Raw genomic sequence first — 22369 nt, forward strand, 5'->3', positions numbered from 1 at the left:
GACCAGCGCAATTCCGTGCTGACCCAATGGCTGCACCACTACAACTGGCACCGCCCTCACATGGGGATCGGTGGCCAGCCACCTATTTCCAGAGTCCTGCTGAACAACGTGGTGGGTTTACACAGTTAGTCGACTGCTCTTCGCCCAGGCGGCATGAGATCCCGCGCTTCGCGCGAGAGTCGACTAACAGTCGACTCTACCCCGCGTGCCGGTGCCGTGCGTTCCAGATGTGCGTGGCGGCCAGCAGCAGGCTGCCGGTGACGGTCATCGGCGTTTCCCAGCCATGCGAGGGCAGCGCCAGCGCGCCGGCCAGCAACAGGCCCAGACCGGCGCCGGCGGTGGCCCAGGCCAGCACCGGCAGCGGGTGACGGCGCTCGGCCCGCCACAGCGCGTAGCCGGTCAGCGGCAGGGCGATGGCCACGAACAGCAGATGCACCCATTCCGCTTCGGCCCAGGTGCCGAACAGGGGGAGCGCGGCGGCCAGCAGGGGCAGCGCCAGGCAGTGCAGCAGGCACAGGCTGGACAGGGCGACCGCGCCGGCATCGAGCAGGGCGGCAGAAGGCGACTTCATCGGGGGAGGTTCCTTGCGCAACAATTGTTATACAGTAACATTTCCGTTCCGCAGCCAACCCGCTCCGACATGAACACTGTTTCCCGCGCCGACCGTCGCCTTCCGGTCACCGTGCTGTCCGGCTTCCTGGGGGCCGGCAAGACCACCCTGCTCAACCAGATCCTGCGCAACCGCGAGGGTCTGCGTGTAGCGGTCATCGTCAACGACATGAGCGAGGTCAACATCGATGCGCAGCTGGTGCGCGAAGGTGGGGCCGAACTGCGCCGCACCGAAGAGACGCTGGTGGAGTTCAGCAACGGCTGCATCTGCTGCACGCTGCGCGATGACCTGCTGCAGGAAGTGCGGCGCCTGGCCGATGCGGGCCGCTATGACTATCTGCTGATCGAATCGACGGGCATCGGCGAGCCGATGCCGGTGGCGGCCACCTTCGCGGTGCGCGACGAGCACGGCTTCAGCCTGAGTGACATCGCGCGGCTGGACACGATGGTGACGGTGGTCGACGGCAGCGCGTTCCTTGCCGACTTCGGCTCGACGTCGCGACTGGCCGAGCGCGGCCAGCAGGCCGGCCCGGAGGACGATCGCGGCGTGGTTGACCTGCTGTGCGAGCAGGCGGAGTTTGCCGACGTGATCGTGATCAGCAAGGTGGACCAGGTGGATGACGAAGTGCTGCAGGACACGCTGGCCGTGCTGCGTGGCCTGAACCGCGACGCGAAGCTGCTGCTGTCCAGCTTCGGTAATGTGCCGCTGGCCGAGCTGCTGGATACCGGGCGCTTCGACATGGAGCGTGCGCAACGTGCGCCGGGCTGGGTGAAGGAACTGCGTGGCGAGCACACACCGGAAACCGAGGAGTACGGCATCGGTAGCTTCGTCTACCGCTCGCGACGTCCGTTCCATCCCGCGCGATTCGCACGCGCGCTGCAGTCGGGGATGCCTGGCGTGATCCGCAGCAAGGGCTGGTTCTGGCTGGCCAACCGCATGGACTGGGTGGGCGAGCTGAACACCGTGGGTGCCGCGACGCGGACGCAGGCGGCGGGCTTCTGGTACGCCGCGCGCGATCGCGTGCGTGCGGGCATCGAGGACACCACACCGCTGTTGCCGCCGACACCGCTGCCGTACAGCGACCTCGGATGGGCGCGCCAGCAGGCCGACTGCTGGAGCGCGCCGTTGCCGGGACCGGAGGAGTTTCCGGACGCGGCCGCGCATTCGGCAATGCAGCGCCTGTGGCACCCGTTGTGGGGCGATCGGCGCCAGGAACTGGTGGTGATTGGCGTGCACATGGACGAGCGCGCCGTGCGCGCAGAGCTGGATGCCTGCCTGCTCAACGAACAGGAGCTGCGTGCGGGACCGCTGCTGTGGCAGCAGATGCCGCAGGCATTCCCGGTGTGGAAGCGCTGAGCTGACGGCTCCTGTAGATCCACGCCATGCGTGGATGGCGGTTCAACCGGCCTTTGCCCGCCTTGTAGAGCCGAGCCCACGCTCGGCTGGCGGATCATTCCATCCGCGCATGGCGTGGATCTACAAGGCATCTCGCCACTGCCAACCCTCGGTGTTCACGTGCAGCACGTGGGTCGGTCGCAATGCCTGCAGCAGGTGCCGGTCGTGGCTGACCATCACCAGCGCGCCCGGCCACGCCGCAAGCAGTTCCTCCAGCGCCTGCAACGCGCTCAGATCCAGCGCATTACCGGGTTCGTCCAGCAGCAACAGTTGGGGCGCGGGATCGGCATACAGCACGCTGGCCAGCGCACCCTTCACCCGCTCGCCATCACTGAGGCTGTGGGCCGCCCGCTGGATGCGCTGTGCATCCAGCCCGAGCAGGGCCAGCCGCGTGCGCAGCTCGCCTGGGTCCGCGCGCGGGTTGGCGGCCTGCACGGTGTCAAGGATGCTGCGCGCGCCGGACAGCCCCAGCAACTGCTGGTCGAGCAGGGCCAGTGGTGCGTGCCGTTGCACGGTGCCACTGCATGCAGGCAGCTGGCCGGCCAACACACGCAGCAGGGTCGATTTGCCGCTGCCGTTGTCACCGACCACGGCGATGCGCTGCCCCCGGCGGATCTCCAGCTGCAGCGGGGCGCTGCAGCCATGTGGCAGCACCAGCGCCTCGGCCTCCAGCAGACGCGCGCTGCCACGCTCGCCCGCACCGGCAAACAGCGCCAGTTCCGGCGCCGCATGCACCGCGGATGCAGCTGCGCGCAGCTGCTCTGCGCTGGCCTGCAGGCGCTCGGCCTGCACCTGCTGTGCGCGGCCGTGGCTGGCCTCGGCGCGCTGCTTCTGCCGGCCGAGCAGGATCGGGGCCTGGTTGGCCTGCTTCGCATCACGGTTGCCACGTGCCTGGCGCTGCTGCTGGCGTTCGTGTTGTTCGCGCGCGCTGCGTTGCTGCTGCCGGTGCTGTGCACGTGCATGGTCAAGCTGGGCGGCGGCGGCTTCACGTTCGGCGGCGCGCGCGTCGGCGTAGTGCTGCCACGGTCCGCCATAGCGATGCAGCCCGCGCGCATCGAGCTCGACGATCTGCTGCATGTGCGCCAGCAGTTCGCGATCATGGCTGATCGCCAGCAGGCCGCCGCGCCACTGCTGCAACTGTTCATACAACTGTTGGCGATGGCGTGCGTCGAGGTGGTTGCTGGGTTCGTCCAGGATCAGCCAGTCGGCACCGCTGGCCCAGGCACCGGACAGCGCCACCTGCATGGCCTGGCCACCACTTAGGCGCGCGGCCGGCTGGGCCGGATCGAGGTCGTCGGGTAGCTGCAGCGTACGCCATTGCTGCTGCAGGCGTTCGCGCAGATCCCAGCGGTCGCCGACGCGGGCGAAGTCGGCCTCGTCCACGCTGCCGGCTTCGATGCGTTGCAGTGCGGCCAGTTCCGCGCCGACACCGGCCAGTTCACCGACCGTGCCGGCGGGTGGATAGCCGGGCGTCGGCAACAGGAACACGCGGGCACTGCCGCGAACCTGGCCATTGTCGGGCAGCAGCCGGCCGGCCAGCAGGCGTGCGAGCACGCTCTTGCCGGCGCCATTGGCACCGACGAGGCCGGTGGCGACCGGTTCGAAGGAAAACGTCAGATCGGAAAACAGCGGGCGGCCGTCGGCCAATCGATACGACACGCGATCGAGCGTGAGGGAATGCGGGGTCATGCGACCTCCATGGATGCCGGGTTCTCCCCTGCGCGCAGGGGCGGGAAGAGTCAGGCCGTCTAGTGGGAAGACGGCGGCATCAATGGCGCATTGGTCGCGAGCCTCTTGGAGGAATGAGCGGCCAGTATAGCGGCAGTGGCTGAATGGTCGGGTGCGCGGCCGCCGGGCATGGCCCGGCGCTACCGATGGTCGGGCGGTTCTGTAGAGCCGAGCCGATGCTCGGCTTCCTTTCGCCGCGAGACGCATCCACGCATGGCGTGGATCTACGGCACGGTACCCAGGCGGGCGCCGACGAAGTCGATGAACACCCGCAGCTTCGGCAGTACGTGTCGGCCCGAGGGCCACAGCAGATGGAAGGTGCCGCAGGAATGCACGTGTTCGTCCAGCACCGTGACCAGGCGGCCGTCGGCCAGGGCATCACGCACCGAGTGCACCGGCACGAAGGCCAGGCCGATATCGCGCAGTGCGAGCGCTACCCGCGCTTCGATGGTGTTGGCCACCATGTGCACCGGAAGCTCCTGCGGCGTTTCATCGTCGGGCCAGTGGATCGGCCACGGTTCCAGCTTGCCGGTGGTGGGGAAGCGATAGTGCAGCAGCGTGTGCTGCATCAAGCCTGCCGGCGTGCGCGGAACGCCACAGCGCTGCAGGTAGCCCGGCGAGGCAACGACACGCCGCGGGAATACCCCCAGCCGGCGTGCGTTCATCCGCGAGTCGCTGGGTTCGCCGACGCGCAGCACCGCATCGAAGCCCTCCTCGATGACATCAACCAGGCGGTCACTGAAGTCCAGGTCCAGGCGGATATCCGGATACGCGGCCATGAATTCGGCCATCAACGGCAGGGTGAGGTCGCCCACCAGCGGCAGGCTGATGCGCAGGGTGCCACGGGGCGAGGCGTGCGGCTGTGCCAGTTCGGTGCGGGCGGCATCGCGCTCGTCGAGGATGCGCCGGCAACGCGCCAGGAACAGCTGACCCTCGGCGGTGAGCGTGATGCTGCGCGTGCTGCGGTGGAACAGGCGCACGCCCAGTGCGTGCTCCAGCCGCGCCACGCACTTGCCCGCTGCCGAGGCGGATATGCCCTGCAGGCGCCCGGTCTCGACAAAGCTGCGGGTGTCGGCGGCATGCACGAAGGTCTGCAGGTTGGCGAGGTTGTCCAGGACTGACATGGGCGTGCGGGCAATGAAAGCGGCAGGGTAGGCCGGCGCGGCTGTAGCGGGCGGCTCCGCCATCGCAACACTGTGGTGCGGGGTGGCGTGGAGACCGTTGCGGCCTTGCGGTTCCGGCCATCATGCCGATTGCGGACTACACGGTCCATGATGCCCGGAGCGGCAACCGGCTTTTTGCGCGGACGCCCGCTGCCTAACGTGGCGGCCTCTCCCCCACGGATCACCGCGATGAATGCCGCTCCTTCCTTCGAACCTGCGCCGACACTGCCTTCGGTGCAGCAGCTGCTGCAGCAGGTCCATCCGCAGCGCCTGGTCGGTGCGGTGGTGCTGGTGCGCGAGCACGGCGCGCTGCGCCATGCCAGCGCCACGGGCCTGGCGGATCGCGAGTCGGCCACGCCGATGCAGCGCGACCAGCTGTTCCGGCTGGCCTCGGTGAGCAAGCCGCTGCTGAGCACGGTGATCCTGGGCCTGGTGGCCGAGGGCGTGCTCGACCTGGATGCACCGGTGCAGCGCTGGCTGCGGGACTTCCGCCCGGCGCTGGCTGATGGCAGCACGCCAGCGATCAGCCTGCGCCAGCTGCTCAGCCACAGCAGCGGGCTGGGCTATCGCTTCCTCGAAGCCGATGCGAAGGGTCCCTACGCACGCGCTGGCGTCAGCGATGGCATGGACGCGAACCCGCTCTCTCTGGCCGACAACGTGCGCCGCATCGCGCAGGCCCCCCTGCTGTTCGCGCCGGGCAGCCAGTGGCTGTACTCGCTGGGCGTGGACGTTGCCGGTGCCGTGGCTGAAGCAGCGACCGGTGAATCCCTGCAGGCACTGTTCGAGCGCTTGCTGGCCGCACCCCTGGGCCTGCGGGACACCGCCTTCGCTGCGCGCAACGCGGCACGGCTGGCCACGCCCTATGTGAGCGACACACCGCAGCCGCACCGCCTGCGCGAAGGCGAGGTGGTCGCTCCGTTCGAGGGTACCGTCGGTATCGAGTACAGCCTCGCGCGCGCCACCGATGCCAGCCGTTTCCCCTCGGCCGGGGCAGGCCTGGTCGGTAGCGCCGATGAAGTGATGGCGGTGCTGGAGGCCTTGCGTGATGTGCAGCGTTCAGGCCTGTTGCCGCCCGCACTGGCAGCGGAGATGGCCAGCCCGCAGGTGGGCGAACAGGGGCCGCCGGAACCGGCCGGCTGGGGCTTCGGCCTTGGCTTTGCGGTGCTGCGCGATGCGGCCGCCAGCGGTACGCCGCAGAACGCAGGTACATGGCGTTGGGGCGGTGCCTACGGGCACAGCTGGTTTGTCGATCCTGCGCGTGGGCTCAGCGTGGTGGCGCTGACCAATACCCTGTACGAAGGCATGGACGGTGCCTTCGTCGATGAGCTGCGCGATGCGGTCTATGCCGATCTGGAGACCGCGCGATGAGCGGCCATGCCATCGATGCGGCTGGCCCGGCCGGTGAAGCCACGCGCCTGCCGTGGGCGGGACTGCTGGCGCTGGCCGGTGGCGGCTTCATCACTCTGCTGACCGAGACCCTGCCGGCCGGCGTCCTGCGGCCGACGGGCGAAAGCCTCGGTGTGAGCGACGCGGCGGTTGGCCAGCTGGTCAGCGTGTACGCGCTCGGCTCGGTGATGGCCGCACTGCCGATGACCGCACTGACCCAGCGCCTGCCGCGACGTCCCTTGCTGCTCGCCGCGATTGCCGGCTTCGTGGTGGTCAATACGCTGACCGCATTGAGCAGCAGCTACCCGCTGATCCTGGCCGCGCGCTTCCTGGCCGGCGTGTGTGGTGGCCTGCTGTGGTCGCTGGTGGCCGGCTACGCCGCGCGCATGGTGGTGCCCTCGCTGCAGGGCCGGGCAATCGCGGTGGCGATGGTCGGATCGCCGCTGGCACTGTCGCTGGGCGTACCGGCGGGCACCTTGCTGGGCCAGCAGATCGGCTGGCGCTGGGCATTCGCGCTGATGAGTGTGCTGGCAGTCGTGCTGCTGGCCTACGCGCGCTGGGCATTGCCCGCGTTGCCGGCGGCGGCGGCCGGTCAGCGTACGTCGTTGGCTACGCTGTGGCGCATGCCGGGCGTGCGCAGTGCGTTGGCGGTGATGGTGCTGTACGTGCTGGCGCACAACGTGCTCTACACCTACATCGAACCGCTGGCGGTGGAGGCCGGTGCCGGCCCGTGGCTGGACCGCCTGCTGCTGGCCTTCGGCCTGGCCGCCATCGCCGGCATCGTCATTGCCGGCTGGGGTGTGGACCGTCATCTGCGCACGCTGGTGTGGGCCGCGGTGATCGGCTTCATCGTGCCGGTGCTGACCCTGCTGTTGTGGCCGGGCGACGCGATCGCGCTGCTGCTGGCGACGATCCTGTGGGGCGTTGCCTTTGGCGCGGTACCTACGTTGTTCCAGACCGCATTGGCGCGGCGTGCCGGTGCCGCCGCGGATCTGGCGCAGTCGATGCTGGTGACCGGCTGGAACCTGGCCATTGCTGCCGGTGGCGTTGCAGGGGGTGTGCTGCTGCAGGCGGGCGGCCCGAGCCAGTTGGGATGGCTGCCGCTGCTGCTGCTGGCGGTGAGCGTGGCGTGGCTGTTGGCACGGCCGAAGGCCTGGGCGTAGGCGGCGATCGGTGATGGCGCGGTGCCGGCCAGCGGCCGGCACTACCGTGGTCCCCGCCATCCACGCATGGCGTGGATCCACCGAGCGCAGCGACCCGCGTTTGCCTTTGCTTTTGCCTTCTTCCGTTGATTCCGTGGCGGGACGCCGCCGGAACCTGTCAGAGGCCGGGACGGTCGGGTTCGCGGGGGTGTCCGCGGCATGGATGCCGCGGCCAAGCCCCCATGGACGGGTTTACGGCGTCCCCCGCGAACCCGACCGTCCCGGCCAGCCCTGGGATAGCAGTACGCGACCCGCCACGAGGGGCTCCGCCGTTCGCCGTCCTACTCCACTCCCTCACGCTCGATCGGCACGCTGCGCGGATTCTGCATGTGCTCCCGCGCCGCGCCATAGCGCTGCTGCCGCTTGTGATGGAACACCACGAACTCATCCCGTGGCAGCGGCCGCGAGAACAGCCAGCCCTGCGCGAACTCGACCTTGCGGGTATGCAGATACGCCAGCTGTGCCTCCGTTTCAACGCCCTCGGCCACCACCCACAGGCCCAGCTCCTTGGCCATGTCGATGATGTGCGGCGTCACCGGGCTGGTTGCACTCTCGGTGCCGATCGCATCGATGAACGACTTGTCGATCTTCAGCGCGTCCAGCGGCAGCTGTTCCAGGTACTGCAGGCTGGAGAAGCCGACGCCGAAATCGTCAATGGCCACGCTGTGCCCGGCCCGACGTGCCTGTGCCAGCATCGTGCGGGCGCGGTCCAGGTCGAGGAATCCGCGCTCGGTGGCTTCCATCCAGATCTGCTGCGGCAGGATGCCGCTGCCGGCCATGTGCTTGGAGATCATCTTCAGCGCGCGGCCGCTGCTGATGTCTTCGGCGGCCAGGTTGATCGCGATGTGCGCGCTGCGGTCGGCCACCAGCAGCTCGCGCATGTCGCGCACCACGTTCTCGATCACCAGATCGGTGACCGCGCCGATCATGCCGGCCTCTTCGGCCAGCGGAATGAACAGGTCCGGCCGCACCTGGGTGCCATCCGGGCGCTGCCAGCGCACCAGCGCTTCGGCGCCGACGCAGATGCCGGTATCCAGTTCGATGATGGGCTGGTAGTGCAGGTACAGCTCGCGGCGGCGGATCGCCGTGGCCAGCTCGCCGCGCAGCGACAGGCGGCGACGCGACAGCCAGATCACCAGGCCGGCACCGACAGCGGCCAGCAGAACGCCGATCGGCACGAACAGCCAGGCCTGCTGGCGGAAGGTCGCGGCAAGCGCGGTACGCGGCGTGGTTGCGATCGCCAGCCACTCTTCGTTGCGCGCGGTGGCGTACAGGGTGTTGTGGTCCAGGCCCTCACCGGGCGCGCGCAGCAGGGTTTCCAGCAATGCCGGATCCATGCCGTCCTGCCTGGCCAGGAGGCGGCCGTCCGGGCTGGCCAGGGCAAGGCGCACGTTCGGGTCGGCGATGACATCGACGAAGCGGCGCGGATCGACCAGCACGTCGTAGTTGCCATACAGGATCGACAGGACCTGGCGCCGTCCGCTTGCCTCGGGGCGCACATCCACGGCGATGCCGGCGCCATCACTGGTGACGTGGTCGGACCTGGGCTGGTTGACGTCGGACAGGAACGGGCCCCACGACGTGCAGCGCAGCTTGCCACCCTCGAAGTAGCCCATCTGGTCGACCGACGGCGAGGTCATCACCAGCGTCTGCATGCGCCGGATGTGGTCCGGCCCGCACGGATCGTAGGCGCCGGCCTCGGCGGACTTCAACGCGGCCAGCGCTTCCAGGTAGGACTGGTCGGCGCGGCGCAGGGTGCGGCCGGCGATGTCGCGCAGGCGCTGCTGCTCGACACTGACCGCACGGTCCCAGGTGGCATAGGCCATCACCGCGATCGGCACGGCTGCGGCCAGCAGCGCCAGTGCGGTGCCGCCGATGATCACGCGCAGCCGGCTCATGGTCGGGGCTCCAGCGGGGCGGGCAGGGCAGGGCGCATGGTCGGGCCGATCCTTGGGCAGGTGCGGCTATCTGAGCATGGCGCCGGGCCGGGCGGAATGGGATGAATCCGGTATTCGGTCACATTGTGATGAAAGCGGCGAAGTTTGACGGGATTGGCCCATCCGGCGCTGGCGCTCCGGCCTGTGGAGGACTACCGTCGAACGCTTCGCCCGCCCTTTTGCCCGCGCCCATGACCGAGCCCGCAACGCCCCCCGAGCACCTGCGCCGCAGCCTGTCCAACCGCCACCTGCAACTGATCGCCATCGGTGGTGCCATCGGCACCGGCCTGTTCATGGGCTCAGGCAAGACCATCAGCCTGGCCGGCCCGTCCATCGTCTTCGTTTACCTGATCATCGGCGCGATGCTGTTCTTCGTGATGCGCGCGATGGGCGAGCTGCTGCTGTCCAACCTGCAGTACAAATCCTTCATCGATTTCTCCACCGATCTGCTCGGCCCCTGGGCCGGCTTCTTCTGTGGATGGACGTACTGGTTCTGCTGGATCGTCACCGCCATTGCCGATGTGATCGCCATTGCCGCCTACGCGCAGTTCTGGTTCCCCGGGCTTGACGCCTGGAAGCCGGCGCTGGCGTGCGTGATGCTGCTGCTGTCGCTGAACCTGGTGACGGTGAAGCTGTTCGGCGAAATGGAATTCTGGTTCGCGCTGATCAAGATCGTGGCGATCTGCGCGCTGATCATCACCGGCGCCGGCCTGGTGGCGTGGGGCTTCACCTCGCCCAGCGGCCACACGGCGTCGCTGTCGAACCTGTGGAACGACGGCGGCATGTTCCCGATGGGCCTGGTCGGTTTCTTCGCCGGCTTCCAGATTGCGGTGTTCGCCTTTGTCGGCATCGAGCTGGTCGGCACCACCGCCGCCGAAACCGCCGACCCCGAGCGCAACCTGCCCAAGGCGATCAACTCGATCCCGGTACGCATCATCATCTTCTACGTGCTGGCGCTGATCGCGATCATGGCCGTCACCCCGTGGCGCCAGGTGGTGCCGGACAAGAGCCCGTTCGTGCAGCTGTTCGTCCTTGCCGGCATCCCTGCCGCCGCCAGCCTGATCAATTTCGTGGTGCTGACCTCGGCAACGTCCTCGGCCAACAGCGGCATCTTCTCCACCAGCCGCATGCTGTACGGCCTGGCCGAAGAGGGCCACGCCCCGCGCGGGTTGTCGAAGTTGTCACGCGCCGCCGTGCCGGCCCGTGGCCTGCTGTTCTCGTGCCTGTGCCTGCTCGGTGGCACGCTGCTGATCTACCTGATTCCGAACCTGGTGACCGCCTTCACCCTGGTGACGACGCTGGCCACGGTGCTGTTCATCTTCGTCTGGTCGCTGATCCTGGTGGCCTACATGGCCTATCGCCGCCGCTACCCGGAACGCCACGCTGCGTCGATCTTCAAGATGCCCGGCGGTGTTGCCATGTGCTGGGCCTGCCTGGTGTTCTTCGCCGCCGTGCTGGTGCTGCTGAGCCTGCAGGCCGACACCCGCCAGGCGTTGATCGCCAGCCCGGTGTGGTTCGTGCTGCTGGGCGTGGGGTATTGGGTGCGTCGGAGGACCGCGAGATGACCGGGGATGCGGGGGCGGCAAGGCCGAAATCGGGAACGTCGGAAGCGTCGACTGTTAGTCGACTGCTCTCCCGTGGGCTTCCGGAAAACCCCGCGCTGCGCGCGATAGTCGACTGGCAGTCGACTCTACCGCCGCCGGCGCCGGTGCCCGCGCGGGTGCAGGGCGCAGCCCTGCCGGCCCCCATTCACCCAACATTAGCGGGCGCGGCCGGATGATCCGGCCGCCATGTCCCGTCACCCGCTCCTGCTTGCGCTGTTGCTGCTGCCCAGCCTGTGGCCCGGGCTGGCCGCCGCGCGCACCGTCTACCGCTGCGTGCAGGGCAACACCGTCAGCCTGGCCACCGCGCCGGAACCCGGTTCACGCTGCACCCCGAAGGAAATCGACGACAACGCCATCCAGACCCCGAACCTGTGGGGCAACATGGGCGTGTTCAGCGGCGTGCTGTACGAGCGCGAGCAGGATGGCGCGCTGGTCTACTCCACCCGCAACCTGCCCGGCTCGCGGGTGTTCCTGAAGTTCACAGTGGCCACGCCGCCGGGCGAACCTGCCCACGAAGGCCTGGGCAAGGTCGGCAAGCCGCAGTTGGCGCAGCACGCCAAGCAGTTCAAGGCCGCGGCCAAGGCCACCGGTGTCGATGACGCATGGCTGCGCGCGATTGCCCATGCCGAAAGCAACTTCGATGCGCTGGCGGTCTCGACCAAGGGCGCACAGGGCGTGATGCAGTTGATGCCGGAGACCGCACAGGAATATGGCGTGCGGGATCCGTTCTCGCCGCAGCAGTCGATCGAGGGCGGCGCGCGCTACATGCGCGCGCTGCTGCGCCGCTACAACGGCGATCGCCCGTTGGCGGCGGCCGCCTACAACGCGGGCATCGGTGCAGTCACCCGCTACAAGGGCGTGCCGCCCTACGCCGAAACCCTGGCCTATGTGGACAAGGTGATGGCCCTGTACGCACGCTACCGCGAAGCGATGGGCATCCGTACCGAGGTGCCAGCCCGCTAGGCGGAAGGCGTAGTGCCGAGCCCACGCTCAGCGCCACAGAAAATCGGCTCAGCGCGAAGTGGAAGCGCTGACCAGGTCGTAGCGCTCAATGCGGCCGACGCGTGCCACCTCGGCCTGCACGTCGGCGCGCTGCTTCAGCGCACGCCAGGCCGCATCGATCTTCACGTCACCGGGCAGCGAGGGGTAGGTGCGCATGTCCTGCAGGGAGGCCAGCGTCTCGCCACGGTCGGTGGGGGAGCGCAGCTGTTCGATCAGCACTGCGGCTGCGCCGTCCAGGTTGCCTTCGTCCAGCAGCATCTCGCGATGGAACAGGCGTGCGTCGTCGCGCTGGGCAAGGATCACCGAGCGGGCGGCTTCCACTGCCTGGGCATCGCCGCGTTCGCGGGCGGCAGCGAACTGCAGCAGTGCCTGGGCCGCCTTGCCGTAACCGGCCAGGCCTGGCATGTCATTCACTGCGGCAGCAGCGTCCTGCATGCGGCCCAGCGAACTGAGCACGAAGCCGACGTTGAACTGGTGCTCGGCACCATCCGGGCCCAGCGCACCGATGCGTGCGGCCAGCCTGGCTGTGGCCAGCGCATCGTCGGTACGGCCCAACCGGCGCAGCGCCGTAAGCCGGCTGTTGAGCAGCCATGCCACCCATTCGGCTTCCGCCGCCGAGGGCGACTCACCTTCGGCCGCCGCACCGGCCATGCCATCGGTCAGTGCCAGCACTTCCTCGTTGCGGTCCAGCATCAGCAGCGTACTGCTGAACTCGGCCATGCGTGCGTCCAGCGCCCGGTCGAGCAGGCCGGAGACCCGCAGTTCGTCGAGGTGTTTCTGTGCAGCCTGCACCGGATCGAAGCGGGCATCGGCGCGGTCGACATAGCGATCAAACCGCTTGTCACTTCGCAGGCGGATGATCTCGGCGGGGCCGGTGATGCGCGCGAGCGTGGCGGGAATCCTGTCGCCACGGCCGTTGTCGGCCTGCAGTGTGGCCAGTGCCAGCCACAGCCCGGTGGGTTCCAGGCCGCCGCTCTTCCAGCCGTTGTCGAACAGCGCCTGCAGCAGTTCCATGCGCTGCTGGGGCTGGTCCCGCAGGCGGAACTGCAGGTAGTTGATCGCGTGGTGGTCCACCGGCAACGGTGCGTCGGCATGCTTCAGCGCCTGCACCAAGTGCTTCGTGGCAGGTGCCGGTTGGTTCTCGGACAGTTCCACCGAGACCAGGGTCAGCAGGATCTGCGCGTCGTCCGGCAGTGCTTCCTGTGCGCGCTGCAGGTAGCGGCGGGCCTGGTCCGGCTTCTTCTGCACCATTGCGGTCCAGCCGGCCACCTGCGCGGCGCGGCCGCGGTGTTCGGCATCGAAGTCATCCAGCATCGGATCTTCCATCAGCCGTTCCATCGCGATCAGCGCGCCCAGCGTGTTGCCACTGCGAGACTGCTGGATGGCTTCATCCCATCGCGTGGCATAGGCCTGGTGCATCGCATCGGCGGTGACGGACGGCTTCTGCGGTACCACCGTGATCGAAGCAGTGGCGGATGTGCTGGCCAATGCGGCAATCAGCAGGGCGGCGACGGGGAGGATGCGGGGCATGGAGGATTTCCATCCGTGGGAACCGCATTGAACCCGCTGCAGCCAACGAGAACAAGCGCGACGGATGGAACTCTGGCGTTTGACCGCGCGATTGGCCATGGCGGATCGTGCGTTCAGCGACTATTGTCGGTGCCTCTTCGGACAGCAGGCAGGCAGCGCAGCACGATGGCACGGTGGCAATGGATGGCGGCAGGCGTAGCGTTGGCGACGGTAGTGGCATTGGCCGCAACCTGGTGGGAGACACCGCTGCATACGCTGGCTGAACCGGCGGGGCCGGTTCCAACGCCGCTGGCGTGGACCGCGCAGATCGAACCGCTGGCCGGCGATGGCCACCCGGGTGACCGCGATGGCGCGTCCGCGCAGGCACGCTTCGCCGATCCGTACGCGCTGCTGCGCAGTGCCGATGGCAGCGTCTATTTCACCGATGCCGGTGACAACAACCGGATCCGTCGCCGCCTTGCCGATGGCCGCGTCGAAACCGTAGCCGGGCAGGGCGAGGGACGCGTTGATGGCCCGGCACTGCAGGCCAGTTTCAATACGCCTTCGGGCATTGCCGCCGACGCGCAGGGCAACCTGTATGTGGCCGACACCGGCAACCATGCCATCCGCCGCATCGGCACCGGTGGCCAGGTGACCACGCTGGCCGGTGGCGAACAGGGCCACGCCGATGGCCCTGCCGCGCAGGCACGCTTCGATGCGCCGATGGGCATTGCAGTGGATGCGCAGGGCCAGATCTACGTGGCCGACACCTTCAATGACCGCATCCGGGTGATCGGCACCGATGGCAACGTGCGCACCCTGGCCGGCGGCGATCGGCCGGGCCTGGCCGATGGCACCGGCGCCGCTGCGCGCTTCGATACGCCGGTGGCGCTGGCCTTCGACGCGCAGGGCGCGCTGCTGGTGGCCGACCTGTTCAACAACGCGGTGCGCCGCGTAGGCGCCGACGGCACGGTGAGCACCGTGGTCGCCGCCGGTGGCGTGATCAATGGGCCGCTGTCGCTGGCCACCACCCACGATGGCGTGCTGTACGTGGGCGATCTTGATGGCCGCATCGTGCAGGTGACGCCGCAGGGCCACCAGATCGTACTGGTCGGCAATGGCCGACTGCCGCGCCTGGCCCGCCCGAGCGGGCTAGCGATGGATGCCGATGGCAGCGTGCTGGTGGCCGACGCCGCCAGCTACCGCCTGCATCGCCTGCGCCCGCTGCCGGTGGGCGAACTGCCGGCACCGGCACTGGTCGGCCCGGCTGCCGATGCGGCGTTGCCGGAGACGGGCGGCCGCTGGCCGCTGGCACCGCAGGACGGCTGGCATGAAGTGGTCGGTACGTTGGGTGAGGTGCGCGGCAACTTCACCGGCGAGAGCCGCCACCACCTGCATGGCGGTTTCGACGTGCGCGGTGATGTGGGCCAGACCGTACTGGCGATTGCCGAGGGCAAGATCAGCAGCCCGGTGGCCGCCTGGAACCTGGGTGAGCAGGCCGAGGGCCTGGCGGTGGACCGCCTCAAGTACATCCACATGCGGGTCGGCCGCACCCCGCGCGATGAGCCCTACGATGCGCGCTGGCAGGCGTTGTATGACGAGCAGGGCAAGCTTGAGCGGATGCGCGTGCGCCGCGGCATGCGCATCCACGTCGGCGACCGTCTGGGCAGCGTCAACAACCAGGCGCACGTGCACCTGGCCGTGGGTACCGGTGGTTTCGAGACCAATGCCGTGGCGCTGGGCTTCCACAACTACGCCGATCACTTCGCACCGCGCATCACTGATGTCGCACTGCTGGACGACAACGACCAGCCGATGGCCGCCGGCAGTGATGGCGTGGTGATGGTCGCGCGGCAGGGGCGTGGCGTGCAGATCGTGATCGAGGCCTGGGACCAGGTCGACAACAACCTGCCGCGTCGTCGCCTGGGCATGTACCAGGTGGGCTACCAGATCCTCGATGCCGGCGGACAGCCGCTGCAGGGTTACGAGCAGCCGCGCTGGAACATCGTGTTCAACCGCATGCCGCCGCAGAAGGAAGCGGTGCGCGTGGCCTACGCACCGGACAGCGGTATCACGGTGCATGGCAGTGCGGTGACCCGGTTCCGTTACCTGGCTACCAACACCGTGCGTGATGGCCTGATGGAAACCGGGCGCTGGCAGCCGGCGGCGCTGCCACCGGGCGAGTACATCGTGCGCGCCAGCGTGCGCGACTACAGCGGCAACGAAGGCGTCGGCCCGCGCGAGATCAGGGTACGGCTGCTGCCATAGCCGCAGCGGGGGCGCCGCAGCGCTCGCGCTCGGCGTCCATGTCTTCCAGCGGCCGCACTTCGATGCTGCCAAAGCGCGCCCAAGGGAAGTCGCGGGCGATGCGCATGGCTTCGTCGCGGTCGCGGGCAACGATCAGGTTGAAGCCGGCCAGCAGTTCGCGGGTTTCGGCGAACGGGCCATCCAGTACACGGCTGTGGCCATCACGCACGCGCAGGGTCTGCGCGGTGTCGACCGGCTGCAGCTTCTGCGCGGCCAGCAGTGTGCCCTCGGCCTGCAGCTTGTCGGCGTGGGCCAGGCAGTCGCGCATCAGCGCATTGAATTCTTCGATGGGCAGGGCCTGCAGCAGGGCAGGCTCGATGTAGATCAGAAGAAGATACTGCTGCATGGCACGGTCCTGGCGGGGGCGGAGTGTCCATGATCGCGCAGGATTGCGCGTGGGCATGTTGCAGCGCGGGAGGCGGCGCCTTCGGCGGGGATCGGCGAACGGCGGAGCCCCTCCGTGGTGGGGTTGGGTTGGTCGCTGAAAGCTGGTTCCTGGCGGTTGGCCGGGCGGGTAGGCGGATCGGGGGACGCCGTAAACCCGTCCATGGGGGCTTGGCCGCGGTATCCATGCCGCGGACACCCCCGCCCCGCCTACCCACCCGGCCTTGGACAGATCTCTGCAGCTGATCCACCACGGAAAATCACAAACAAGAGCAAAAGCGGATCGCTTCGCTCGCAAAGCCGAGGCCGCCAGCCAATCGCCGTTGTTTTTGCTTTTGCTTTTGCCTTTTTTCTTGATCTTCCCGTGGTGCGTGCCGGAGGCAGGAAACTGTCCAAGGCCGGGTGGGGAGGCAGGGCAGGGGCGTGAGCCGCATGGATGCGGCGACCGAGCTTACATGGACGTACTTGCAGCGTCCCCTGCCCTGCCTCCCCACCCGGCCAAACCCATGAACCCGAGCTTTCAGCGACCAACCCAACCCCACCACGGAGGGGCTCCGCCGTTCGCCGACCCTCGCCGAAGGCGCGCTTTCCGCGCAAGAAAAAAATTTCCAACAGACGTGTCGATTCCCAGCCCCCTGGTTCGTTGTACCCAATGAAGGGCACGCACCACGCGTCCCCACGGGAGACCGCAATGAAAGTGATGGTGATCGTGAAGGCCAACGCCGACTCCGAAGCCGGCCGCATGCCCAGCGAACAGGAACTGTCCGAAATGGGCGCCTTCAACGAACAACTCGTGGCCGCCGGCATCATGCTCGCCGGTGAAGGCCTGCACGCCACCCAGCGCGGTCGCCGCATTCACTTCGGCAGCGGCGCACCCAGGGTCGAGGCCGGGCCGTTCGGCCCCGCCGGCGACCAGATCGCCGGCTTCTGGCTGTGGGACGTGCGCTCGCTGGAGGAGGCCGTTGAATGGGCCAGCCGTGCGCCGTTCAACAGTGGAGGCACGCTGGAGCTGCGTCCGCTGATTTCAGCCGAAGACTTCGGTGAAGCCTTCACCCCCGACTTACAGCAGCAGGAACAGCGTCTGCGTGCACAGCTGGAAGGTTGACCCGATTCATCTCCCTGCCGGGCACGACCCGGCACTACTGCCCTGAACCGCACAACGGAGTATTGCCATGAAACTGATTCCCTTCCTCGGCTTCAGCGGCCAGGCCCATGAGGCGATGGCGTTCTACGCCAAGGCACTGGGTGGCCAGGTCACCTCGGAAATGAAGTACCGCGACATGCCGCCCTCTGATGGGTCGCCCGGCTGCAACGAGATGCCGCCGGAAACCCTGGACCACGTCGCGCACAGCCAGCTGGAAATCGGCAGCGCCCTCGTGATGGCGGCCGACGGTCCCGGCGGTGGCGAGGGTGGTTCGACCACCATCAATGTCGACGTCGACAGCATCGAGGAAGCCGAGCGCGTGTTCGCTGCACTGGCCGAGGGTGGCCAGGTGCAGATGCCGATTGCCGAAACGTTCTGGGCGCACCGCTGGGGCATGCTGATCGACCGCTACGGCAAGCCGTGGATGGTCAACTGCATGAAGCAACCCTGATTCCTCTCTTTCTTTCATCCACAAGGAGCTTCACCGATGAGTGCACCGCAACCGCAGATGATCTTCGTCAACCTGCCTGTGCAGGACCTGGAAAAGTCGAAGGCGTTCTTCACCGCGTTGGGCTACACCTTCAATCCCACCTACACCAATGACGATGCGGCTGGCATGGTCATCAGCGAGAGCATCTACGTGATGCTGCTGACCCAACCTTTTTTCCAGCAGTTCACCAACAAGCCGATTGTCGATGCGCACACTCACACGGAAGTGATCAATGCGCTCTCGGCCCCCAGTCGCGAGGCAGTTGACGAGTTGGTGGACAAGGCACTGGCTGCAGGTGCCAGCGAACCGCAGCCGGCGCGCGACTACGGCTTCATGTACCAGCGCGGCTTCCAGGACCTGGATGGCCATCTCTGGGAAATCGCACACATGGACGGCGAGCCGGGCTGACGGCCGCCGCAAGGGAGAACCCTCATGGCTTACGTGGATGCTTACGTGCTGCCGTGCCCACAGGACAAGGTGGCGGCCTACCGCCGCCTTGCCCGCAAGGCCGGTGCGGTGTGGAAGGACCATGGCGCGCTGCAGTACATGGAATGCGTGGCTGACAATGTGGAACCGGGCAAGAGCACCTCGTTCCCGCGTGCGGTCAAGGCAAAGCCCGGCGAAACGGTGATCGTCGCCTTTGTGGTGTTCCGTTCGCGCGCGGCGCGCGACCGCATCAACGCCAGGGTAATGGCCGACCCGCGGCTGGCGTCGCTGGGCCCGAAGGACATGCCGTTCGATACCAGGCGCATGTTCTGGGGTGGCTTCAAGCCGATTGTTGAAGCGTGAGCTGCGGCGCTTGTGCGGGCCGGGCGTGCGTGCTGTGATCGGCGCATGCCCGATCCCGCACTGACGCAGCGTCTGGAAACCCTCTGGCGGATGGAGTCGCCGGTGTTGATCGCGCGCCTGGCGCGGCTGCTCGGGGGCGATGTCGGCCGTGCCGAGGAGCTGGCCCAGGACACCTGGCTGGCCGCGCTGGAGCGCTGGCCGGAACAGGGCATCCCGGACAACCCCGGAGCCTGGCTGATGACCACTGCGCGCAACCGTGCCATCGATGTGCTGCGCCAACACCAGCGGGTGGCGCAGCAGCATGCGCAGTGGGGCGAGGAACTGCACCCAGCGGCGCTGCCGGCACCGGATGACAGCCAGGCGCTGGAGGATGACCTGGGTGACGATCTGCTGCGGTTGATGTTCGTGGCCTGCCATCCGGTGCTGCCGGCCGATGCGCGGGTGGCACTGACCCTGCGCCTGCTCGGTGGCCTGACCACCGTCGAGATCGCACGTGCGTTCCTGCAGCCCGAGCCGACCATCGCCCAGCGCATCGTGCGCGCCAAGCGCACCTTGGCGCAGAAGCAGGTGCCCTATGAGGTGCCGCGCGCGGACGCGATGCCCGAGCGGCTGGCTTCGGTGCTGGAGGCGATCTACCTGGTCTTCAATGAAGGTTACGCGGCCAGCGCCGGCGATGACTGGATGCGTCCGGCGCTGTGCGAGGAGGCACTGCGGCTCGCACGCATCCTGGCCCACCGGCTGCCGGTACCGCCGGTGCTGGGTCTGCTGGCACTGATGGAACTGCAGGCATCGCGTGCTGCGGCACGGACCGACGCGCAGGGCGCGCCGGTGCTGCTGGACCAGCAGAACCGCGCGCGCTGGGACTGGCTGCAGATCGAACGCGGGCAGCAGGTGCTGGCCCGCGCGCTGGCCGCCGGTGGTGCTGATGATCCCTATGTATTGCAGGCGCGCATCGCCGCCTGCCATGCGGCGGCACGTCGGGCTGAAGCCACCGACTGGCCACGTATCGCTTCGCTCTATACCCAGTTGCTGCAGGTGATGCCTTCGCCGGTTGTCGCTTTGAATCGGGTCGTGGCGGTGCTGCGCAGCGAGGGCGCGTTCGCTGCGTGGGCACAACTGCAGCCGCTGCTGGTGGATGCACGCCTGCGCGACTACGCCCCGCTGGAGGTCGTCCGCGCGGAGATACTACAGGCGCTGGGGCGCGACCTCGACGCACGTCATGCTTTTGCCGAAGCCGCCAGACTCAGCCAGAACCAGGCGGAGCGGGGCCTGCTGAGCCAACGGGCCGGACTGCCGCCCCAGGAGTGACTGCGACGAACGCAGCACTTGTCGGCAGGCGCCTGAGCGGCTATGTTTCGCGCCCAGCGGACGCATCAGCGTCCGCATTCCGTGCGTATTGACCGAGGAGCGGTTGGATGTATTCAAGGACGAAGAGCGCATCGCGCGCTTTTGCGCGCCTGCTTGCCTGTGCCCTGTGCCTGGCCGTGTGGCCGATGGCTGCGCAGGCGGCTGACAAATCGCAGCAGGCCTACTGGGCCGGTTTTGCCTATACCGCGGATGCCGCTGCCGTGCAGGCGACCACGCCGCATGCGCATGCCGTGCTGGAAAAGCGCGGCCTGATCCCGCTGAACCAGACCCTGGCGCAGGCGCTCAAGCGCCGGCCGCCGGCGAACCTGGAGCTGATCGACCAGCCGGTGGCGATGCTCGACGGCACCACCAGCGCGACTGTGCTGGCCGCCGCACTGGACCGCGAACTGGTCTCGGTCGAGCCGATCGGCAACCAGTACAAAGTGCTGGTGGAAGTGGCCCTGCAGGCACTGTTCTTCGATTTCCGCGAGCGCCAGGTGATCGCGTCCTATCCGCTGACCCTGCAGCGCATCGACGTGCAGGATTACCGGCCGGACAACGACGATATCGACGCGATCGTCGCCGATCTGCTGTACGGCAGCGCCGATACCAGCCTGTCGCAGGTGCTGGCCGCCAGTCTCGCCCAGGCCAAGCTGCCCGACGCCGCCGTGCGTCGCCTGCAGGTCGGTGGCGTAACCCTGTCCGACGCGGTCCGCGCCAAGCTGCCCGACCCCAAGTGGGAAACCCCGCTGCGCGCCACGCTGGCCCATGAACTGTCCAAGACGCTGTCGTCCAATACCGGCGTCGGCCTGCTGCCGCCGGCCTCGGGCCAGGCGATCGGTGGTGCGATGGCCGCCCGCTTTGCCGACGGCAAGGTCTACCAGCTGAAGATTCCCGAGCCGGACTACGTCATCACTGTGCAGGTCGATGCGCTGAAGAACGGCGTCATCAATGAAACCCCGGCGATGAAGACGATGCTGTTCGGCGCATTCTTCACCGCCAAAGTGACCGAGCCCTTCTCCGGCAAGGTCTATTTCGAACAGCCGCTGCGCAAGGGCGCCACCAAGGTGGTGCCGGTCACGCAGTGGCAGGTCGACCAGTGGTCGGCCAGCTACGAAACCCTGCTGGCCGGCTTCGATGCCTTCGCCGGCGCCGCCGCCAAGCGTGCCGATTCGCGCGCTTGGCTGGACGAACAGAAGCCGGGCGGCCGCCCGTTGCAGCAGCAGACCCAAGCCCTCCAGGAGTTGATCAAGTCATGTCGTTGATGCGTACCATCCTGCTCATCCTCATCGCGCTGGTGGTGGCCTCGCCGGTCGCCGCGCAGACCGCGAGTTCGCGCGGTACCGGTTCGGCCAGCTACGGTCTGCGCCTGAGCGCCGACACCCGTGCCCAGGCCCTGAACAAGGCCAAGGTCAATGCACTGGAGGCGTACATCGCTGAAACCGGTGCGGCCAAGCTGCGCCTGTTCGAAGCCCGCCGCGCCGAGTTCATCGGCGAGATCGACCGTTATGTGCTCAGTGCCGTACCGCTGTCGGACACCGAAGACAAGAAGGCCAAGACCTACACCGTCACTGTCCGCGCCGAGATCAACACCACGCTGCTGCAGACCAAGCTGGACGCAGGTTCGGCCGTGGCCGGTGCCACCGCCGCGCAGCGTTCGCTGCTGACCTTCCTGTTCATGGCACGCTCGCAGGACACCGTGCAGTCGTTCCAGGACAAGGAATACCGTCGCGTCGACGCCAGCAGCAGCTACAGCGAGAACACCCGTGAAGGCGACAGCTTCCGTGGCAACTCGGTCAGCACCAACGGCAGCATCAACCAGAACGGTTCGGTGTCGGTCACCAGCGGTGGCAGCACCACCCAGCGCAGCGACAACATCAGCTGGAAGGTGGCCAACGCCGCTGAAGTGAACACCGCGATGACCGGTGCCTTCAGCGCCGCCGGCTACGAAGTGGTTGAAGCCGAGTACGTGGAAGGCGAATCGCGCGGCCTGCTGAGCATCGAGCGCATCCGCAAGGACTTCAGCACCGGCAACGACCTGTCTGCCGCCACCCTGCGCGATACCGCCAACGGCATCCGAGCGGCCAACATCCCCTACATCGCCGTCGGTACCCTCGACGTCGGCATGCGCGACCGCGATCCGGCCAGCGGCAACACCCGCGTGTTCGTCACGGTCACCGGCAAGGTGCTGGACGTGACCGGTCGTTTCCCGCGCACCGTGTCGTCGGTGGGCCCGGTGCAGTTCTCCGGCACCGGCCCGAATGAAACCGTGGCCCGTACCAATGCCCTGCAGCTGGCTGCCGAGAAGGCCGCCCAGCAGATGATCAACGAACTGAACGTCAAGGCAGTCCGCTGATACGCCACCCGGTGGG

Annotated in this window: 20 protein-coding genes; 14 read left to right on the top strand and 6 right to left on the bottom strand. The window is 67.9% G+C overall.

Annotation, left to right across the window (positions count from 1 at the left end; genetic code table 11):
* The coding region (locus AC5P60_RS09825) for an integrase core domain-containing protein (protein ID WP_141097864.1) at positions 1-129 on the top strand (129 nt) is incomplete at its 5' end.
* Positions 130-196: 67 nt separating this feature from the next.
* Here the strand turns inward: AC5P60_RS09825 and AC5P60_RS09830 are convergent.
* Entirely contained in the window at positions 197-571 is a 375-nt protein-coding gene (locus AC5P60_RS09830; RefSeq protein ID WP_483693432.1) for a MerC domain-containing protein, read from the bottom strand.
* 69 nt (positions 572-640) lie between these two features.
* Between AC5P60_RS09830 and AC5P60_RS09835 the strand changes: the two genes are divergently transcribed.
* Entirely contained in the window at positions 641-1966 is a 1326-nt protein-coding gene (locus AC5P60_RS09835) for a GTP-binding protein (protein ID WP_483693433.1), read from the top strand.
* A gap of 120 nt (positions 1967-2086) precedes the next feature.
* Here the strand turns inward: AC5P60_RS09835 and AC5P60_RS09840 are convergent, their stop codons facing one another.
* Positions 2087-3694 (bottom strand): ATP-binding cassette domain-containing protein, encoded by a 1608-nt coding sequence (locus AC5P60_RS09840; protein ID WP_478433573.1) that lies wholly within the window; start codon positions 3692-3694, stop codon positions 2087-2089.
* Positions 3695-3957: 263 nt separating this feature from the next.
* Complete coding sequence (locus AC5P60_RS09845; protein ID WP_010484156.1) at positions 3958-4857, bottom strand: LysR family transcriptional regulator; 900 nt, start codon at positions 4855-4857, stop codon at positions 3958-3960.
* 228 nt (positions 4858-5085) lie between these two features.
* Here AC5P60_RS09845 and AC5P60_RS09850 point away from each other — a divergent pair, with 228 nt between their 5' ends.
* Positions 5086-6264, top strand: a complete 1179-nt coding sequence (locus AC5P60_RS09850; protein WP_483693434.1) for a serine hydrolase domain-containing protein — start codon at positions 5086-5088, stop codon at positions 6262-6264.
* Positions 6261-7445, top strand: a complete 1185-nt coding sequence (locus AC5P60_RS09855) for an MFS transporter (protein ID WP_495201734.1) — start codon at positions 6261-6263, stop codon at positions 7443-7445. Before AC5P60_RS09850 ends, AC5P60_RS09855 begins: the two co-directional genes overlap by 4 nt.
* 320 nt (positions 7446-7765) lie before the next feature.
* Here the strand turns inward: AC5P60_RS09855 and AC5P60_RS09860 are convergent, their stop codons facing one another.
* The gene (locus AC5P60_RS09860; protein WP_483693436.1) at positions 7766-9382 is read right to left on the bottom strand and encodes an EAL domain-containing protein; all 1617 of its coding nucleotides are present in this window, start codon (positions 9380-9382) and stop codon (positions 7766-7768) included.
* A gap of 230 nt (positions 9383-9612) precedes the next feature.
* On the opposite strand from AC5P60_RS09860, the gene cycA reads away from it, so the two are divergent.
* Together cycA and AC5P60_RS09870 are read left to right on the top strand one after the other, a co-directional pair.
* A complete protein-coding gene (gene cycA, locus AC5P60_RS09865; protein WP_049433473.1) occupies positions 9613-10986 on the top strand; it encodes a D-serine/D-alanine/glycine transporter in 1374 nt (457 codons plus the stop codon).
* Between the two features lie 225 nt (positions 10987-11211).
* A complete protein-coding gene (locus AC5P60_RS09870; protein WP_049433474.1) occupies positions 11212-11988 on the top strand; it encodes a lytic transglycosylase domain-containing protein in 777 nt (258 codons plus the stop codon).
* Between the two features lie 48 nt (positions 11989-12036).
* Here the strand turns inward: AC5P60_RS09870 and AC5P60_RS09875 are convergent, their stop codons facing one another.
* The gene (locus AC5P60_RS09875) at positions 12037-13557 is read right to left on the bottom strand and encodes a tetratricopeptide repeat protein (RefSeq protein WP_024958636.1); all 1521 of its coding nucleotides are present in this window, start codon (positions 13555-13557) and stop codon (positions 12037-12039) included.
* Between the two features lie 165 nt (positions 13558-13722).
* On the opposite strand from AC5P60_RS09875, the gene AC5P60_RS09880 reads away from it, so the two are divergent.
* Complete coding sequence (locus AC5P60_RS09880; protein WP_483693437.1) at positions 13723-15804, top strand: NHL repeat-containing protein; 2082 nt, start codon at positions 13723-13725, stop codon at positions 15802-15804.
* Here the strand turns inward: AC5P60_RS09880 and AC5P60_RS09885 are convergent.
* Complete coding sequence (locus tag AC5P60_RS09885; RefSeq protein WP_010484148.1) at positions 15782-16189, bottom strand: YciI family protein; 408 nt, start codon at positions 16187-16189, stop codon at positions 15782-15784. The two genes, AC5P60_RS09880 and AC5P60_RS09885, sit on opposite strands and share 23 nt — an antisense overlap.
* A gap of 729 nt (positions 16190-16918) precedes the next feature.
* Here AC5P60_RS09885 and AC5P60_RS09890 point away from each other — a divergent pair.
* From AC5P60_RS09890 to AC5P60_RS09920, 7 genes are all read left to right on the top strand, one after another.
* A complete protein-coding gene (locus tag AC5P60_RS09890) occupies positions 16919-17332 on the top strand; it encodes a YciI family protein (protein ID WP_049449785.1) in 414 nt (137 codons plus the stop codon).
* A 67-nt stretch (positions 17333-17399) separates the two neighbouring features.
* Positions 17400-17822 carry a VOC family protein gene (locus AC5P60_RS09895; RefSeq protein WP_483693438.1) on the top strand — a complete coding sequence of 141 codons (423 nt, stop codon included), beginning with the start codon at positions 17400-17402 and terminating at the stop codon, positions 17820-17822.
* Between the two features lie 36 nt (positions 17823-17858).
* Positions 17859-18269: a VOC family protein gene (locus tag AC5P60_RS09900; RefSeq protein WP_483693439.1), complete on the top strand. Its 411-nt coding sequence runs from the start codon at positions 17859-17861 to the stop codon at positions 18267-18269.
* Positions 18270-18293: 24 nt separating this feature from the next.
* Positions 18294-18650, top strand: a complete 357-nt coding sequence (locus AC5P60_RS09905; protein WP_483693440.1) for a DUF1428 domain-containing protein — start codon at positions 18294-18296, stop codon at positions 18648-18650.
* Between the two features lie 45 nt (positions 18651-18695).
* On the top strand, positions 18696-19958 hold the full coding sequence (locus AC5P60_RS09910) for an RNA polymerase sigma factor (protein WP_483693441.1): 1263 nt from the start codon (positions 18696-18698) through the stop codon (positions 19956-19958).
* A gap of 107 nt (positions 19959-20065) precedes the next feature.
* Complete coding sequence (locus AC5P60_RS09915) at positions 20066-21262, top strand: hypothetical protein (RefSeq protein ID WP_033833696.1); 1197 nt, start codon at positions 20066-20068, stop codon at positions 21260-21262.
* The gene (locus AC5P60_RS09920) at positions 21253-22353 is read left to right on the top strand and encodes a hypothetical protein (protein ID WP_005407892.1); all 1101 of its coding nucleotides are present in this window, start codon (positions 21253-21255) and stop codon (positions 22351-22353) included. The genes AC5P60_RS09915 and AC5P60_RS09920 overlap by 10 nt, the downstream gene beginning before the upstream one ends.
* Positions 22354-22369 lie beyond the last annotated feature (16 nt).

It is taken from the genome of Stenotrophomonas sp. YJH_SMC_120 (assembly GCF_059368675.1).

Excerpts from the sequence above, each read along its gene's own strand:
- AC5P60_RS09830 (WP_483693432.1), bottom strand. The coding sequence starts at position 571 with ATGAAGTCGCCTTCTGCCGCCCTGCTCGATGCCGGCGCGGTCGCCCTG.
- AC5P60_RS09835 (WP_483693433.1), top strand. The coding sequence starts at position 641 with ATGAACACTGTTTCCCGCGCCGACCGTCGCCTTCCGGTCACCGTGCTG.
- AC5P60_RS09840 (WP_478433573.1), bottom strand. The coding sequence starts at position 3,694 with ATGACCCCGCATTCCCTCACGCTCGATCGCGTGTCGTATCGATTGGCC.
- AC5P60_RS09845 (WP_010484156.1), bottom strand. The coding sequence starts at position 4,857 with ATGTCAGTCCTGGACAACCTCGCCAACCTGCAGACCTTCGTGCATGCC.
- AC5P60_RS09850 (WP_483693434.1), top strand. The coding sequence starts at position 5,086 with ATGAATGCCGCTCCTTCCTTCGAACCTGCGCCGACACTGCCTTCGGTG.
- AC5P60_RS09855 (WP_495201734.1), top strand. The coding sequence starts at position 6,261 with ATGAGCGGCCATGCCATCGATGCGGCTGGCCCGGCCGGTGAAGCCACG.
- AC5P60_RS09860 (WP_483693436.1), bottom strand. The coding sequence starts at position 9,382 with ATGAGCCGGCTGCGCGTGATCATCGGCGGCACCGCACTGGCGCTGCTG.
- cycA (WP_049433473.1), top strand. The coding sequence starts at position 9,613 with ATGACCGAGCCCGCAACGCCCCCCGAGCACCTGCGCCGCAGCCTGTCC.
- AC5P60_RS09870 (WP_049433474.1), top strand. The coding sequence starts at position 11,212 with ATGTCCCGTCACCCGCTCCTGCTTGCGCTGTTGCTGCTGCCCAGCCTG.
- AC5P60_RS09875 (WP_024958636.1), bottom strand. The coding sequence starts at position 13,557 with ATGCCCCGCATCCTCCCCGTCGCCGCCCTGCTGATTGCCGCATTGGCC.
- AC5P60_RS09880 (WP_483693437.1), top strand. The coding sequence starts at position 13,723 with ATGGCACGGTGGCAATGGATGGCGGCAGGCGTAGCGTTGGCGACGGTA.
- AC5P60_RS09885 (WP_010484148.1), bottom strand. The coding sequence starts at position 16,189 with ATGCAGCAGTATCTTCTTCTGATCTACATCGAGCCTGCCCTGCTGCAG.
- AC5P60_RS09890 (WP_049449785.1), top strand. The coding sequence starts at position 16,919 with ATGAAAGTGATGGTGATCGTGAAGGCCAACGCCGACTCCGAAGCCGGC.
- AC5P60_RS09895 (WP_483693438.1), top strand. The coding sequence starts at position 17,400 with ATGAAACTGATTCCCTTCCTCGGCTTCAGCGGCCAGGCCCATGAGGCG.
- AC5P60_RS09900 (WP_483693439.1), top strand. The coding sequence starts at position 17,859 with ATGAGTGCACCGCAACCGCAGATGATCTTCGTCAACCTGCCTGTGCAG.
- AC5P60_RS09905 (WP_483693440.1), top strand. The coding sequence starts at position 18,294 with ATGGCTTACGTGGATGCTTACGTGCTGCCGTGCCCACAGGACAAGGTG.
- AC5P60_RS09910 (WP_483693441.1), top strand. The coding sequence starts at position 18,696 with ATGCCCGATCCCGCACTGACGCAGCGTCTGGAAACCCTCTGGCGGATG.
- AC5P60_RS09915 (WP_033833696.1), top strand. The coding sequence starts at position 20,066 with ATGTATTCAAGGACGAAGAGCGCATCGCGCGCTTTTGCGCGCCTGCTT.
- AC5P60_RS09920 (WP_005407892.1), top strand. The coding sequence starts at position 21,253 with ATGTCGTTGATGCGTACCATCCTGCTCATCCTCATCGCGCTGGTGGTG.